The following is a 15,286-nucleotide window of genomic DNA, read 5'->3' on the forward strand; positions in this document are numbered from 1 at the left end:
AAGGTCGGGCAGGGCGAACAGCGTGGTCGCGAGGTCCTCCCGCGCCGCGGCCAGGTGCCGGGCCACGGCCGGCTCGATGAGGGGGCGCAGCGCCCGCTCGAGGGCGTCCTCCAGGGCCATCCCCACCCCCGGGAGCGCGCGCGGCGTGTCCCTGCCCGCCGCGCCCGCCCCCCGGCCCCGCCCCGGGCGGGATCACGGCGCCGTGGCGGAGCCGCTGCCGTCCCAAGGGTGGGGCGGCGCTGAGGCGGTGCACCACGCCAGGTCCGCCCCGAGCACGCCGGGGACCGCACGTCCCTGCGGGGCGGAGTGCACCAGGGTCCACCGCAGGGCACCGTCCGGCAGGTGACCCGGCTCCGGCTCCGGCGGCATGGCGCTGCCGGATTCCTCGGAGGTGCAGGCGGCGTCGACCAGGCCGTCCAGGCGGCGGGCGTACCCGGGGGCCAACCGGCGCCCGGGGTTGACCACCACCCGCTCCCAGTCGGGCCGCAGGAGCTCGAGCAGGCGCAGAGAGCGGTCCACCTGCTCGGGGTGCTCGTCGCCGCTGCACCACTCGTCCAGCATCAGCGTGCGCAGCCCGTCACGCTGTTGCCAGGCGCCGGCGTCCGCCAGCACCGCCTCGACGGCTCGCCGCCCCCATCCGGTGTGCACGTACCCCGCGATGCAGGGGGCGGGGGCCGCCGTCGTGAGGGCACAGAGGGCGGGCTGGTAAGCCTGCCAAGACCGCTGGTCACCGGGACCGTCGTGGACGTTGACGACCACCAGGCCGTCGCCCCACTGCCGCCAGCCGGTCGCCATCTCGGTAGCACGCTCCCACACGGTGGGGTGGGTGACGGGGTGGGCGTACAGCGGCCACCCCGGCGCGGGGCGGGCCCCCCGGGCGCGCTCCGGCGTGGTCACACGAACACCCGCGCGTCGTGGAAGTGGCGGATGCCGTACAGCAGGCTCACCGCGGTGCACAGGGCGGCGACCACCACCACCCACAGGGTCCGGTCCAGCGCCAGGGCCGCCCAGGCGGTCACCAGGGCGCCGACGGCGGGGACCAGGGGGCCCCACTTGGCACCGAACGCCGCCAGCAGGGCCGAGAGGGCCGCCGGCACGCCGAACCCGGCCGCGGCGTAGGCGGCCACCCGCGCCCCGGGGGCGGGGATCTGCAGGAGCGGGGCGGCCAGCAGCACGGCTCCCGCGCAGACCAGTGCGGTGGCCACGGAGGTGGCCAGCACCAGCGACCACGCGGCGCTGCGGGACCACCCCAGGGAGGTGCTCCGGTGGGCGACGTTCGCGAGGCTCACCCGGACGCCGGTGATCCACGGGTCCAGCAGGCACATGGCCCCGACGATACCCGCGACCATCGCGGTGGTCGCGTTCGCGGGGGCCGCGTTCAGGGCCAGCAGGAGGGCCACCACCAGCACCAGCGCCTGCAGCAGGGGAGGCACCGCGGCGCGGGCCTCGGTGCCGGTGGGCGCGGGCACCCGCCAGACGTGGGTGGTGCGGAGCACCACGGCGCAGGCCACCCCCAGCACGCAGGTGAGGGCGACGCCGGCCACGGCCCACTGCTCGGCCCGCCCGTCCAGCGGCCACTGCAGGAGCCATGCCAGCCCGGCCGCGGCCCCGCAGGCCAGTAGCGCGCCGCCGTAGCGGTTGACCACCAGCAACAGGGACAGACAACAGGTCAGCACCATCCACCCCAGGCAGACCAGCACCATCTCCACCCGGTCCGGGACCAGCGCGGCGTACAGCAGGACCAGCACCAGGCTGCCCTGCACCAGCCGCTGGGCCAGCCACCAGCCCACGTCGAGCGCGCGCTGGGGCTGGCCGGCACCCAGGGCGTGCCAGGAGGTCCCGGCCACGGTCTGACCGGCGACCCACCCCAACCCGCCGGCCGTGCCCATCGCCAGCACCGAGATGCCCAGGGCGTGCTGGACCGCGGCCGAGAGCAGCGCGCACGCCACGATGAGCAGGGCCCGCCGCAGGGAGGCGGTCATGAGCCGCCGCTGCACCATGGCGTGCCGCCGGGTCGGCGGGGCCTCCTGCTCGGCGTAGATCTCCTCGGCCATGGAGAAGACGTCCGGGTGCCCCCACAGTGCGCGCGCCGTGCGGTCGGTGACGCCGGCCGCCTCGATCCGCGCGGTCATGTCCCACGCGTCCACCGCCCCGGCGGCAGCCTGGGTGACGTCCGGCCCGGGGTCCGCCGGGGGGCGGGGCGCGATGGAGGCGGGCATCAGCGGGTCCGGGTCCCGGCTGCGTGCAGGTACTCCTCGTGGTAGGCCTCCAGGCACCCACGCAGGTCGAAGCGCTCGCGCGCCCACACCGCAGCGCGGCGCCCCATCGTGTGGCGCGCCTCGTGGTCGGTCAGCAGGTGGGCCAGCTCGTCGGCCAGGGCCTGCGGGTCACGGGCCGGGACCAGCGCCCCGACGGTCTGTTCCTCGTCCACGCAGTCGGACACCCCGCCGACGTCGGTGGAGACGGTGGCGCGGCCGCACATCATCGCCTCAATGAGGCCGAAGGGCAGGCCCTCGCTGATGCTGGACATGGCCACTACGTGGCCGGTCTCGAAGCCGGGGCGGCTGCCGGGGGAGGCCCCCTCGAAGGTCACGCTGTCGCCCACCCCCATCTCGTCCACCACCTGCTCCAGGCTGGCGGCGTACTCACGGTTGGCGTCGTTCAGCGGGCCGAACAGCCGCAGCCGTGCGTCCGGCACCCGCTGGCGCACCAGGGCGTGGGCCCGGATCAGGGTGGCCAGGTCCTTCAGCGGGTCGATGCGGCCGACGAAGGCCGTGGTGGGCACCTCCGGCTCGCGCTCGATCACGGGGTACCGGTCCACCTCCACCCCGTTGTGGATGACCCGGATGGCGGACGCCGGGGCCCCCAGGCGCCGTTCCCACCGCGCGTTGAACTCGGTGACCGGCAGCAACCGGTCGGCCCGTCGGCAGGCCAGCCCCGCCAGATGCCGGTGGAAGGAGGTGACGGCCCGGCGGACCGACCAGCTGCTCTCGTCCGCGGCCGCCAGGTAGCGCTCCCGCAGCTGCACCCCGTGCTCGGTGAGCAGCCACCGGGCGCCGGTGCGGGCCTCATGCGCCATCGCAACCAGCGAGGTGGGGCCGCTGGCGGTGGCGTGGACGACGTCGATGTCGTCGGCCAGCCGCGTGTCGGCCAGGGCCAGCGTGCGGTCCACCAGACCGCAGGCGCGTGCGGCCCCGGCCACCGAGAGGGGCGGCAGGTCCCCGGCGTGCTGGTTCCAGGCATCCAGGAGCCCGCCCAGCGACCCCTCGTGGGTGAGCAGCGCGCTCACCGACGTGTCCCGGGCCAGCTCGAGCCAGTCCGCGATCGCGGCGTCGAACTCGCCGGTGCGCCCGTCGTAGGGCGCGATGACCGCATCCCACATCCGGGTGGTGACGTCCCGCAGGGCCCGGCGGTGCTTCCGTCGGGTGCGTGTGGGTTCGCAGCGTGCCCACACGCCCACCTGCTGCACGCTCCGAACCGAGGCCGGCAGCTCCCACCGCAGGTCCTCGGTCCCCGTCCCGGTCAGGGCGACCAGGTCGAAGGACACGTCGATGCCCTGCACCAGCTGGTCACACCACGTGCTGACGCCGCCGGTCGTGTAGGGGTAGGTGCCCTCCGTGACCATCGCCACCCGCACGGGCGGCGCGGTCACGAGGACCTCGTGGCCGAAGCACCCCATCCGTCGCCGGGAACGGTGAGGGTGCGCGGCAGCCAGGTGCCAACCTCGTAGGTGCCCACGGCCTTGCCGGCGTACTCCTGGGGCAGGCGGGACCAGCCATGGGTGGTACCGGCCGGCATCGAGACCGGGATGGTGGCGCCGTCGCCGGTGGCACGCAGCTGCACCCGGCCGCCGCGCCAGGTGGCGCGGGCGTCGTCCTCGGCCTGCCAGGTCGCCGCAGCGCGCAGCTGCTCACCGGCCTGCGCCTGGGTGGGGTTCACCAGCGGCGTGTTGTCGGCGAAGATCGCGCGGTAGTCGGTCAGCAGGCGCTCCAGCACCGGGTAGATGATGCGGTCGCCGGTCTGGTTGGCCTGGTGCACGTAGTGCGGGCGGGCGTCGTTGTTCACCACGCGGGAGAGGGCGTTGGCCGCCTCCCGGGGCACCAGCACGTCGCGGAAGGCACCGGCTCCGCTCAGGGGGGGCAGGCAGGTGGTGCGCGGGTCGGTCTCGCAGTGGCCCGAGCCACCGTCCGCCCGGGAGGAGTAGATCCAGGTGTACTCGTCCACCTGCTGCTCCTCGGTGGCCGCGTTGTAGAAGATGTTCATCGGGTAGCGGGGCACGGTCAGGGCCGGGCCCACCGGGCGCTGCCACGGGTCCCGGCTGTTGTCCGCGGCGATCCACCGCACCCCGGTGTCCCTTAGCGCGCCGCCCAAGTTCGGGTTGTCGGTGGACAGCTCCGGGTCACCCAGCAGGCCGGAGTGCTCCCCGGTGACCAGCTCGGTGCGGTCCACCGGCAGGCCGTTCCAGAACGCGAAGTTCAGGTTGCGTCGGATCTCCTCCACGAGGGTGGACCGGGGCACGGTCACCACCGCGCCGGCGGCATCTCGCTGGCAGCTGGCAGCGCCGGTCACCGGGTCGTACTGGCGCTCGCAGCCCAGGTGGCGGTGGCTCCAGGTGTGGTTGATGAAGCGGAAGTCGCGCGGCCGGGTGCGCAGCGCGGCCAGCAGCGGGTCGGTGCCGTGGGTGGCGGCGTACTCCCGGGAGCCGGCGCCGTTGAAGGCCTGGTCGATCTTCAGGCCCCACTGCTGCTGCCAGGAGCGCATGAACTCCACGTCGGCCGCGTTCATCCGGGCGGTAGCCGGCTCGTCGGGCAGCACCTGGGCCGGGTCGCACCCGGCGCCGATGGTGCAGTTGCCGTGGGGGCTCCACAGGCTGCTGGCGCTGAACGTGTCGTCGGAGTGCACGGAGAACGCGTTGCTGTAGCTGCCCAGGTGGATGCCGCGGGTCAACCACTCGATCTGGCCGTGGGCCAGGATGCGGTGGTGGTCCTGGTACCGGTTGAAGGAGAAGGTGTTGAACATCTCCTCCCGACCGTCGGCGCGGTGGATGCCGGTCATCACCGCGGTGCCTCCCGACGGTGTGCTGCTGGTGACCACCGCCTCGGCGCCCCCCTCCAGCGCGGCGGCGCGGTACCCGTAGGTCTCGGTGACGGCGGGGTTCACGTCGCCCACCGGCACCGGGCCGTCCAGGTAGCCGAACGCGCCGGCCCGGGCGCTAGGGGTCACCTGCAGGGTGCTGTCGTCCAGGGGACCGGCGGCCTCGGGGGTCTGCAGGCCGACGGCGGCCGAGGGGTAGACGTAGGCCGAGACCTGGCGGATGGCGAAGCGCGCCTGCCAGTCGCGCAGGGCGGCCGCCTCCGCCTTGGAGAGCTGCGGGGGGGCCGAGTTGGGGGTGATGACGCCCTGGAAGGCGGCGTGGTCGGCGCGACCGCCGACGGTCAGGAAGGACTCGTCGATGGTGGGCCGGTCGGCGGCGTTCAAGTTCACCAGCCGGTGGGGCACGCCCTCGCGGACCAGTCGGTCGGTGTACGCGTCCACCGTCGGCGACCCGTCGTCGAGCACCAGCACCACCAGTTCGATGCTGGGGTCGGCGACGACCTGCACCGAGGGGGCTGGGGCCTCAACCGCCTGGGCGGTGGCCGGGGTGACCAGGCCCAGGGAGGTGAGGGTCAGGGCGCTCAGGGTGCGTGAGAGCAGGGGGCGGGGGGTCATGAGGAGGGCTCCTTGCTGATGGGCGACGTCCGCAGCAGGGGGGATCCGGGCCGTGCGGGGGATCAGCCAACGGCCCGAGCAGCGGTGGGACTGCGTCCAGGGGTTGTGCATTTTTACCCTCGTGCGGGCCCCGCGCAACACTGATTCTGTGATGATTCTGCCAGCGCGCTGTCGCCCCCGAGCAAGCCTTTGCCGCACAGGGTTTTTGAGCACCATCGAAGCTTTGTGTGAGACCTGTCACGAACGTCCTCCCGCCCCCGCCGGGCCCCTGCTGCTCGGGCGAGCGCGTCGTGACCCCGGTGGGTGGCTAGTGTGGGCCCATGCGCATCCTGGTGACGGGCGGAGCCGGCTACATCGGCTCCCACACGACCCTGCTCCTGCTGGCCGAGGGCCACCAGGTGGAGGTGCTGGACAACCTGTCCAACTCCTCCCCGGTGGCCCTGGAGCGGATGGGTGAGATCGCCGGCGTGCCGATCACCTTCCATCAGGTGGACCTGCTGGACCGCGACGCCACCGACCAGGTGGTGTCCCGTGGGTTCGACGCGGTCATCCACTTCGCCGGCTTGAAGGCGGTGGGGGAGAGTGTGGAGCAACCGCTCCGGTACTACCGCACCAACCTCGAGTCGACGCTCAACCTGCTGGATGCCATGACCCAGCACGGTGTGCGCCAGCTGGTGTTCTCGTCATCGGCCACCGTCTACGGGCCCGATGGGGTCTCGCCCCTAGCGGAGGACGCTCCCACCGGGGCGACGAACCCGTATGGCTGGACCAAGGTCTTCATCGAGCAGGTGCTGCGCGACCTGGCCGCAGCGGACGCCACGTGGCGGATCGCCCTGCTGCGGTACTTCAACCCCATCGGGGCCCACGAGTCCGGGCTGATCGGGGAGGACCCGCAGGGCATCCCGAACAACCTGGTGCCGTACATCGCGCAGGTGGCGGTGGGGCGCCGGGAGCACCTGACCGTGCACGGCGACGACTACGACACCGTGGACGGCACGGGGGTGCGCGACTACATCCACGTGGACGACCTGGCGCGCGGCCACGTGGCAGCGCTCGACACATTGGCGCGGATGGACAACCCGATTGACGTCTGGAATCTGGGCACCGGTGGAGGGGTGTCGGTGCTGCAGATGGTGGAGGCCTTCCGGGAGGCCACGGGGCGTGAGATCCCGGTCCGGGTCGGACCGCGGCGCGCGGGGGACCTCGCGGAGGCCTTCGCCTCGGTGGACAAGGCCGCATCCGAGCTGGGCTGGCGGGCGCAGCGCACTCTGCCGGACATGGCGCGGGACACCTGGCGGTGGCAGGAGCGGAACCCGCAGGGGTACGAAGGGGCCGCAGAGTGAGGGTTCGGGGGGACATGGACGTCAGCCCGGCGGAGTACCTCACTCTCGCGTGTGCGGCATGTCAGGAGGTGGCACGTGGCGCCCGCGTGGATGCCCTCTTCGTGAAGGGGGTGGCGGCGCAGCGACAATTCCCGCTCAGGACCCGCGCCGGCTCGGACGTGGACGTCCTGGTACGGCCGGAGCACGTGTCTCGCTATGTCGATGCCCTGCAGCAGGCGGGGTGGGTGCTGAGGAGGGACTCCAACGCGTTGGACCTGTCCAACCATGCCGTGGTCCTCGAGCACCCCACCTTCGCGTGCACGGTCGACGTGCACCGCAACTTCCCGGGATTCGATGCGGCTGCCGGAGATGTTTTCTGGCTCTTCACAGTTGAGGGTGTAGTTGGGGTCTGAAGCCGCCTGCTTCGAGGAGGCTGCGGGCGATGTAGTGGGTGAGGTTGCGGAACCCGAGGGCGGAGCCTCGTAGGTGTTCCAGGCGCCCGTTCACGGCCTCGGTAGGTCCGTTGCTGGTGCGGGGCCGGTCGAAGTAGGCCAAGACGTCCTCTGCCCGCTTGGTCAGAGTGCGGCCGAGCTTGCGCAGCTCGAGCAGCGGGTCGGGCACGCTGTCGGTGAGGGCGTCGATGACCGATCTGGCTTCGGCGCGGCCAGCGGCCCGGTCGGGGTGGCGGTAGGCGTGGATCATGCGCTGGTAGATCCCCCAGGTCGCCTCAACCTCGACGTGCTTCTCGTCTGCGAACAGCTCGGTGAGTCGGTCGGTCTGCTTGTCGGTGAGTAGATCGGCGCCGGTGTGCAAGGTCCGGCGCGCGGAGTAGAGCGGGTCGCTCTTGCGGCCGCGGTGCCCATGGAGTTCCTGCTGGACCCGGCGCCGGCAGGAGTCCAGTGCGTCGCCGGTGAGGCGGACGACGTGGAACGGGTCCATCACGGTCACCGCGTCTGGGAGCTCTTCGGTGGTGGCGGTCTTGAACCCGGCGAAGCCGTCCATCGCGACGACCTCGATGCCATCCCGCCAGGCTTGGTCACGGTCTGCCAGCCAGGTCTTGAACGCCTTCTTGGAACGTCCCTCAACCATGTCCAGCAGGCGGGAAGGGCCGGTGCCGTCCCGTACCGGGGTGAGGTCGATGATCACCGTCACGTACTTGTCGCCGCGCCGGGTGTGGCGCCATACGTGCTCGTCGACCCCGACCACGCGGACGCCGTCCAGGCGGGTCGGGTCGTCGATCAGCAGGCGCCTACCTTCGGCCAGGACCGCGTCGTTCGCGGTGTTCCACGCCACGCCCAGACCCTCAGCGACACGGGACATCGACAAGTGGCCGACCACGATCCCGACCAGGCCCCACCGGAGCCCGGCGCGGGAGACCCTCGCCCGCGGCTGCGCTGCTGCGCTGGTGTCTTGACGCCAGACGTGCCCGCAGTCGGCGCACCGGTACCGGCGGATGGTGACCAGCAACGTGGTGGGGCGCCACCCGAAGGGTTCGTGTGCAAGCTCCCGGGTCACGGTGTCCCGCGGGATGCCCTTGCAGCCACACCGCCTGCACCAGTCATCCGGCTCGGCCACCCGGCAGGCAAGCACCGCCCGATCGGGCAGCAGCCGCTGCCCCGTAGCGACAAGGCCCAGAGCGTCCAGGCGGGTGAAGGTCGTCAGGTCAGGGGCAGTGAAGGTAGCGTCAGGCACGTCGAGGTCTTCCGGATGGTGAGCGTCAGAACTTCCATCCTCAGGGAGACCTCGACACCTACCCCCGCACCGACGCGCCCACGACTCCTACACCCTCATCTGTGAAGAGCCTGTTTTCTCCGTCATGTGGCGGGACCGGGAGCACTTGGACATCGCGGGTCGTCTGTGCGATGCCCCCAGCAGGATCCACCACGGGTCCCTCTTGATCGTCAACGCAGCACGGACGGCCGGCAGTGTTGAAGCTCGGCAGGTCTGGGATGGGTGGTCGGATGAGGAGCGGTCCGCTGCCAGGGTGTCGATCGCGGGCTTCAAGGGGGAGTCAGCCGCCGCCACCCAGTTGCCGGCGGAGTTCCAGGCGGCCGGCCAAGCCCGGTACTGGCAGGTGGTCGCCGACCGTCCCACCGGTACCGCGATGTGGCTGGCACGGTTGTGGGACACCCCCGCCTGGGGGGCGAGGCTGCGTCTTCTGGGGCATGCCGCGATCCCCCCCGCACAGTGGGGAGAATCCGACCGCCTCAGCCGACGTCTGCGTCGCCTTCCTGCGCACTGGGCCAAGGGATTGAGGCAGCTGCCGGCCGCAGTGCGCCGCATGGTCGAGTTGCGACGGGGGTGAAAGCGGTCAGAAGGCGCGGGCCGGAACGCCCACCACGGTGGTGTGGGGAGCGACGTCCCGTATGACGGCCGCGCCGGCGCCGACGAACGCACCCTCGCCGATGGTGACGCCTTGAAGGACCGAGGCGCCCGTTCCGATCGTCGCCCCTGTGCAGATGTTCACGTCGCCGGACACCGAGGCGTTCGGCATGAGGGTGACACCGTCCTCGAGGACGCAGTCGTGGCCCAGGGCCACACCCCGCCCCACGTGTACGTGACGTCCGAGCTCGATGTTGGTCGTGACCGTCGCGAAGGGGAAGATGACGCACCCGTCGCCGACGCGGACGTCCGGACCCACGTGGGAGCGAGAACTGATGATGGTGGCAGGCTGCAGGCCCAGGGCTGCACTCTTCTCGGCCAGACGGAGCCGGAGGGTGCCGCTGCCGAGGCCCATGACGAACTGGGCTGAGGTGTGCTCCGCCATGGCCTCGTGGCCACCCAACCAGGAGACGCCCAGACGGCCGAGGCGGTCGAGGTCGGGCTGTCCGTCATCCACAAACCCGACGAGGTCGAAAGCTCTCGGCGATGGTTCGTCCGCGAGAAGTGCCACGACCTCACGTCCGTGCCCGCCCGCACCCCAGATGATGAGCTGGGTCGAGGTGGGAGGGCTCACGAGGTCGGGTGTCACAGGCGGTGGCTGGTCTCGGAGTCGGTGGTGACGCCGCGGGTGTCGAGCATGCGGGTCGCGGCGCTGGCCAGGGCGTCCACGTCGTACTCGCGGTGGTTCTGGACCAGGATGGTCAGGTCGGCGTCCTTGACGCCCTGCAGGGCGTCGGTGACCTTGGTGGCGTCGTCGCCCAGGGCGTGCCAGGTGTCGACCTTGGGGTCGTGGAACTGGACGGTCGCGCCCTTGGCGACCAGGGCCTTGGCCAGGGGGACGGCCGGGGATTCGCGCTGGTCGGCGATGTTGGGCTTGTAGGTGACGCCCAGCAGCAGGACGGTGGCGCCGTTGAGGGCCTTGCCGTCGGTGTTGAGGGCGTCCTGGGCGCGGGAGACGACGTAGGCCGGCATCTGGGTGTTGATCTCCTGGGCCAGCTCGACGAAGCGGAAGGGGTAGCCCAGGCGGGAGCGGACGTTGTGGCTCAGGTAGTTCGGGTCGTTCGGGATGCAGTGGCCGCCGACGCCGGGGCCGGGGTAGAAGGCCTGGAAGCCGAAGGGCTTGGACTTCGCGGCGTCGATGACGTCCCACAGGTCGATGCCGAGGTCGTGGCAGAAGCGGGCCATCTCGTTGACCAGGGCGATGTTGATGTGCCGGTAGGTGTTCTCCAGCAGCTTGGCGGTCTCGGCCTCGCGGGTGCCCTTGGCGCGCACGACGGTGTCGACGAACTGCTCGTAGAAGGCGGCGGCGGCGTCACCGGACTCGGGGGTGTAGCCGCCGACGACCTTGGGGGTGTTCTTCGCGCCGAACTTCTCGTTCCCCGGGTCGATGCGCTCGGGGGAGAAGGCCAGGTGGAAGTCCTTCCCGGCGGTCAGGCCGGAGGCCTCCTCCAGGATGGGGCGCACGACCTCGTCGGTGGTGCCGGGGTAGGTCGTGGACTCCAGGATGACGGTCATGCCGGCCTTGAGGTTGCGGCCGATGGCCGCGGTGGCGCCCTCGACGGCGCGCAGGTCGGGGCCGCCCTCGTCGGACAGGGGGGTGGGCACGCAGATCACGGCGACCTTGGCCTCGCCGATGCGGGCCTCGTCGGTGGTGGCCTGGTACCCGCCGGCGATCATCTCGGCGATGTCGGCGTCCGAGAGGTCGTCCACGTGGGACACCCCCGAGTTCAGGGCGTCGACCAAGGACTGGGTGATGTCGTAACCGATCACCGTCAGCCCCGCCTTGGTCGCCTCCTGGGCCAGCGGGAGGCCGACATAGCCCTGCCCCACGATCACAACATCAGCAGACATAAGCCTGTTCCGCCCTTTCGAGAAACTGTTGTTGGCATTGATTGAAACCACGAGATGTGCTTCCTAGGCTAGGCCCATAGCAGTGAGCTCAGTAGCGGCAACCGCCCGCCATGAGTGCTTCTCCGCCGTAGCTCGCAGAGCACCGCGATCTTGCCTTGAAGACAAGACCGTGGACGCCGTGCTGGCCAATCGCTCTTCCACCTCTGGCCCATCCGCAACGATCCACTCGGGGACCCCGACGGCCGCAGCCAAACCGCCGACATCCGTGGCGACCACTGGTGTTCCACAGGCGAAAGCTTCATGAACGACGCATGGCCACCCCTCGTTGCGGGACGGGATGATGAGGAGGGCAGCCCCTTGCATGGCACGAGCAACGCCCTCCCGAGGGAGGGTGCCATGCCACGTCACGGGCACGCCGTCCAGACCCGCCCTGATCTGGGATTCCAGAGCCCCGCCACCCACGATCTCAAACCGCGTCTTCGGTGACTTGGCGAGGATGGAACGGAAGATCTCTGGGAGCCGGTCTGCACCCTTGACCTTCGCCAGGCCACCGACGTACAGGACGACGGGCTCACGCTCGGCCGGGCCTTCGGCGAAGACATCGGGGTCCACGCCATTGGGTGTGACGATGGCGTTGGCCTGCGGCGCGCCCAAGTCGACGGCGGTCCTCAGCAACGCCGGGGACACGTACATGACCGACCTCGCCGCCGCCAAGGTGTCGACGAACAGCGCTGGTCGCTTGGGCATTCCAAAGTTGATGTCGGAACCGTGCGCGGTCACGACGTACGGCACACCATGCTTTTGCGACAGTCGGTGGGCCACGGCCCCCGCCGGCACCCTGAACATGCCGTGCGCATGGATGGCATCGAAGGAGGAGACGTCCACGAGCCGTTCGACCTCATGCGCCGCCTCAGAGATAAGTGCATCCAGGGGGGCTCCGCGGTGCGATTCGAGCATCCGCGCGATGGTCATCTTGTACTCGGCCCCCACGTCCTGCCCAGGGCCAGCGCGGTGTGAGTCGCGGCCGGTGCGACTCATCCACACACCCAGCGCCGAGGTCGTGCGCATCCGAAGTGGCACGACGGTGACATGGGCGCCCAGCTCTCGATGAGCCTCGACTCGGTCGTCAACGTAGCTGCCACTCATGGGGCGCTTAGCTGTGGGAAAGATGTTCGTGAGGACGAGTATTCGAGGGTTCATGTGAGCTCCTCCGGCATAAGCATCTGAGTGAAAGGCAGGGATCGGGCGTAGAGTCAGATTTCATCCAAGGCGCCGCCGTAGGAGCATCAGGCTCGAGCGGTTGAGAACGGCCCACCCGAGGCATATTCCAACGCCAATGAGGGGGAGTGGTAGGAGAGGAGACCAGTCTAGTACGACTGTTGCCCCGACAGCGCCAAGGGCGGTCCCGTAGAGCGCGAGAGAGGTGATTGCCCCGGACGCCCAAGGGTCATTAATCTGACGAAAACCCTTGCGCATGAGGTAAAGCGATGTCCCCGCCAATGGCGCACTGTAACCAAGCACCGCGGCCCAAGCGCCCCCTATGAACGGGGCCAATCCCCACAGAGCAACTGCGAGGATGGCCCATCGGAGGGCCGACAGCCCTGTCGTTCGGGCATCCCCGTCCGATGCGATCAGTGCTATCGCTGGCTGGGCGATGGATCGCAGGAGCGGGCCAACGGACGCAACGGCGAGCATGATGTACGCGGCGGTGAAGTCCAGCCCCCAAAACAGTGAGATTAGCAGCGGCGAGGTGCACGCGAGAGCCACATAAAGGGGGCTCATGATCAAGACCAGGCGGCGAGTCGCGTCACGTGCAAGCTTCTCGGCCTCAGCGGAGGAGCCTGCGCCCTTGAAATGTGACATGTTCGGCATGAGGCCCATCGAGATTGAGTTGGCCACCATGGACATCGGTCCGAGAAGCGTCAAAGTGATTGCGTACAGGGCTGCGCGCTGGACAGTGTCGTAATGGGTGGCGATGAGCATTCCAGCAAACAGGGTCCCCGAGGCTGCCATAGTGCCGATACCGGACCAAGCGACGAAACCCATTGCGCCGCGCACCTCTGCAGAGGGGTCGCCCTCCCCGGCCCATGCATTCCAGGGCCAACATGCTGCAGTCATCAGCAGGTACACAACGGTGAGCGGGATAAGGGTGAGCTCGTGAGTCCCGGGATTATTCGCAGCCACTGCAATAGTGCCGAGAACACCGATGATAGTCAGAGGCACCTCGATCGCAACGAGCATTTTGATGCGCCGAAGGCCCAAGTACAGCCCTCGCACGTAGGTGTATCCGGTGAAGGCAAAGACGAGACTGGCCACCATGCTGCTGGCCACCACCGACCCCGTCCGACTGTGCCAGTATGCAAAGGATCCTAGGCATGCCACTGCTCCCACGGCCGCCGTCGATCCAGCAATGGCCCTAAGAATTGATCTGATATATGAGAGGCTCCCCGCTCCTTGGCCATACGCGACGTAACGGGAACTCGCGGCGGCTGCTCCCGCTGGCCAGAGCAGCGCCATCAAGGTTGCCACGCTCAGGGCCGCTGTGACCTCCGCCAGTGCTGTCGCGCCGAGCATCCGTCCCACCGCGACGCTGATTGCTAGGCGCGCCACACCGTTGCAGGCCAAGCTCGCCAGATTCCATGCCGTGCCGCTTCCGGGGCCAGGCACGTCCAGGGGGACAGGCCATCGAGGTGTCATGTGCGGGCGTCCTCTGTGGCGACGGACTGCCAGTGCAGGGTGATGGCGAAAGCGATTACCACCCACCAGGACGGGTCGGGCAACGAGGAACTAGTGACGAAGCTGGCGACGGAGAAGGCCAGTACCACCATGGACATCTCGTATCGCCGCACCACCGAAGTCTGGCGAAGTGCGCCTATTGCGAGCGACAGGACGAGGAGGAGAAACGGAATGAGAGCGATAACCCCATACTCCGCCGCAATCTGCACCGTCGTATTGTGTGCGGGCAGGAGCCGCCAGTTGTAAACATCGGAAGGGACCTCTGGGAGAACTGTAATGAAGCTACCCGCGCCATGTCCAAAGCCTGAGGTTTGCTGGAACATGTAGATGCCTGCTTGGGACAGTTCAAGGCGGAGGCTGTCACTCTGTTGGGCGGTGTCTGTGAACACCTCGTTCAGGGCGGCGCCCACAAACTGCGGGAACAGGGTCACCGTCACGAAAAGCGCCGCCGTCGCAGCCAAGGCGCCCAGGATAAACTTGGAGGCGCTCACTGTGGATAGGGCGAGAATGGCGAATGCAACCATGACTGCGAACGTGAAGAGTCCAGCCCGACTGCCGGCGCGAAGAAGCAGGAGCGCTATGAGTGCGAGGGACAGCAGCAGGAGTATGCGCGAATGAAGCCCGGGGCGTGTTGCAAAGAGGGTGATGACCGGGGGGGTCGCCATGATCAGGAACGAGGCGAAGTTGTTGGGATTGATGAACGTCGCGGAGACGGTTGATGCGGCAAAGATGTAGTCATCACTGGCGGCCGCCACCAAGTGGTTTCCCGTCACGATCTCCCAAAGGCCCACGGCTCCAGTGGCCAGAAGTGCGAGGAAGAAGCCCCATCGGAGATACTGGATTCGCGTCGAAATACCTCGGGTCAGGCTGAGAATGACGAACACGGAGATCATTGCGATCAGAATGGACGAGAGGTCCAGGAGGCCACGGCTGGTGTCTGGTGTCCAGTCGAGGCTCAAGTACCCCCACCCCAAGAGCGCGAGAGCTGTGAGGAACCACCAGATGACCGAAGCGGGGACCTTGCCCCATCCATTCAGGAGCGACAAGAGGGCGAACGGGGCTGCGGCGAGCACGACCGCACGCATGAAGTAAATCTGTCCGCTGGCTCCGGGGTTCAGCCCGAGCCAAGGCCCCAGCGCGGCTCCCAGTGGCATGGCCATCAGCGTCAAAGCCAAGACGAGGGGTGGACGCTTGTTCCCTTGTACATCCTCTTTGTTGGCTGATGCTGCGGACGGGGGAGGGCCTGCCGGGCTGCTGCCGGTGGGCACTCGCTGCATGGTCAGAGA

At 69.4% G+C, this 15,286-nt stretch carries 12 protein-coding genes; 2 read left to right on the forward strand and 10 right to left on the reverse strand.

Annotation, left to right across the window (positions count from 1 at the left end; all coding sequences use genetic code 11):
• Positions 1-192: 192 nt before the first annotated feature.
• The 4 genes from ACEY2A_RS01375 to ACEY2A_RS01390 are packed head-to-tail and all read right to left on the reverse strand — an operon-like array spanning position 193 to position 5,709.
• Entirely contained in the window at positions 193-897 is a 705-nt protein-coding gene (locus tag ACEY2A_RS01375; RefSeq protein ID WP_374929095.1) for a spherulation-specific family 4 protein, read from the reverse strand.
• Positions 894-2,219, reverse strand: a complete 1,326-nt coding sequence (locus ACEY2A_RS01380) for a hypothetical protein (RefSeq protein ID WP_374929096.1) — start codon at positions 2,217-2,219, stop codon at positions 894-896. Before ACEY2A_RS01380 ends, ACEY2A_RS01375 begins: the two co-directional genes overlap by 4 nt.
• Complete coding sequence (gene pelF, locus ACEY2A_RS01385; RefSeq protein WP_374929097.1) at positions 2,219-3,652, reverse strand: GT4 family glycosyltransferase PelF; 1,434 nt, start codon at positions 3,650-3,652, stop codon at positions 2,219-2,221. Before pelF ends, ACEY2A_RS01380 begins: the two co-directional genes overlap by 1 nt.
• Positions 3,649-5,709: a hypothetical protein gene (locus ACEY2A_RS01390; RefSeq protein ID WP_374929098.1), complete on the reverse strand. Its 2,061-nt coding sequence runs from the start codon at positions 5,707-5,709 to the stop codon at positions 3,649-3,651. Before ACEY2A_RS01390 ends, pelF begins: the two co-directional genes overlap by 4 nt.
• Positions 5,710-6,029: 320 nt before the next feature.
• Between ACEY2A_RS01390 and galE the strand changes: the two genes are divergently transcribed.
• Entirely contained in the window at positions 6,030-7,052 is a 1,023-nt protein-coding gene (gene galE / locus ACEY2A_RS01395; RefSeq protein ID WP_374929099.1) for a UDP-glucose 4-epimerase GalE, read from the forward strand.
• Between the two features lie 14 nt (positions 7,053-7,066).
• On the forward strand, positions 7,067-7,444 hold the full coding sequence (locus tag ACEY2A_RS01400) for a hypothetical protein (RefSeq protein WP_374929100.1): 378 nt from the start codon (positions 7,067-7,069) through the stop codon (positions 7,442-7,444).
• On the opposite strand, the gene ACEY2A_RS01405 is transcribed toward ACEY2A_RS01400, so the two are convergent.
• The 6 genes from ACEY2A_RS01405 to ACEY2A_RS01430 all read right to left on the reverse strand — a co-directional run bounded on the left by ACEY2A_RS01405 (position 7,416) and on the right by ACEY2A_RS01430 (position 15,268).
• On the reverse strand, positions 7,416-8,723 hold the full coding sequence (locus ACEY2A_RS01405; RefSeq protein ID WP_374927953.1) for an ISL3 family transposase: 1,308 nt from the start codon (positions 8,721-8,723) through the stop codon (positions 7,416-7,418). The genes ACEY2A_RS01400 and ACEY2A_RS01405 overlap by 29 nt on opposite strands.
• 619 nt (positions 8,724-9,342) lie before the next feature.
• Complete coding sequence (locus ACEY2A_RS01410; protein WP_374929101.1) at positions 9,343-9,987, reverse strand: acetyltransferase; 645 nt, start codon at positions 9,985-9,987, stop codon at positions 9,343-9,345.
• An 11-nt stretch (positions 9,988-9,998) separates the two neighbouring features.
• Positions 9,999-11,264 carry a nucleotide sugar dehydrogenase gene (locus ACEY2A_RS01415; protein ID WP_374929102.1) on the reverse strand — a complete coding sequence of 422 codons (1,266 nt, stop codon included), beginning with the start codon at positions 11,262-11,264 and terminating at the stop codon, positions 9,999-10,001.
• 63 nt (positions 11,265-11,327) lie between these two features.
• Positions 11,328-12,464, reverse strand: coding sequence for a glycosyltransferase (locus ACEY2A_RS01420; RefSeq protein WP_374929103.1), 1,137 nt, complete (start codon positions 12,462-12,464; stop codon positions 11,328-11,330).
• Between the two features lie 60 nt (positions 12,465-12,524).
• Positions 12,525-13,595, reverse strand: a complete 1,071-nt coding sequence (locus ACEY2A_RS01425) for a lipopolysaccharide biosynthesis protein (RefSeq protein WP_374929104.1) — start codon at positions 13,593-13,595, stop codon at positions 12,525-12,527.
• Between the two features lie 362 nt (positions 13,596-13,957).
• Positions 13,958-15,268: an O-antigen ligase family protein gene (locus ACEY2A_RS01430; protein WP_374929105.1), complete on the reverse strand. Its 1,311-nt coding sequence runs from the start codon at positions 15,266-15,268 to the stop codon at positions 13,958-13,960.
• Positions 15,269-15,286 lie beyond the last annotated feature (18 nt).

It is taken from the genome of Kytococcus sedentarius (assembly GCF_041937525.1).
Lineage (GTDB): Bacteria > Actinomycetota > Actinomycetes > Actinomycetales > Dermatophilaceae > Kytococcus > Kytococcus sedentarius_A.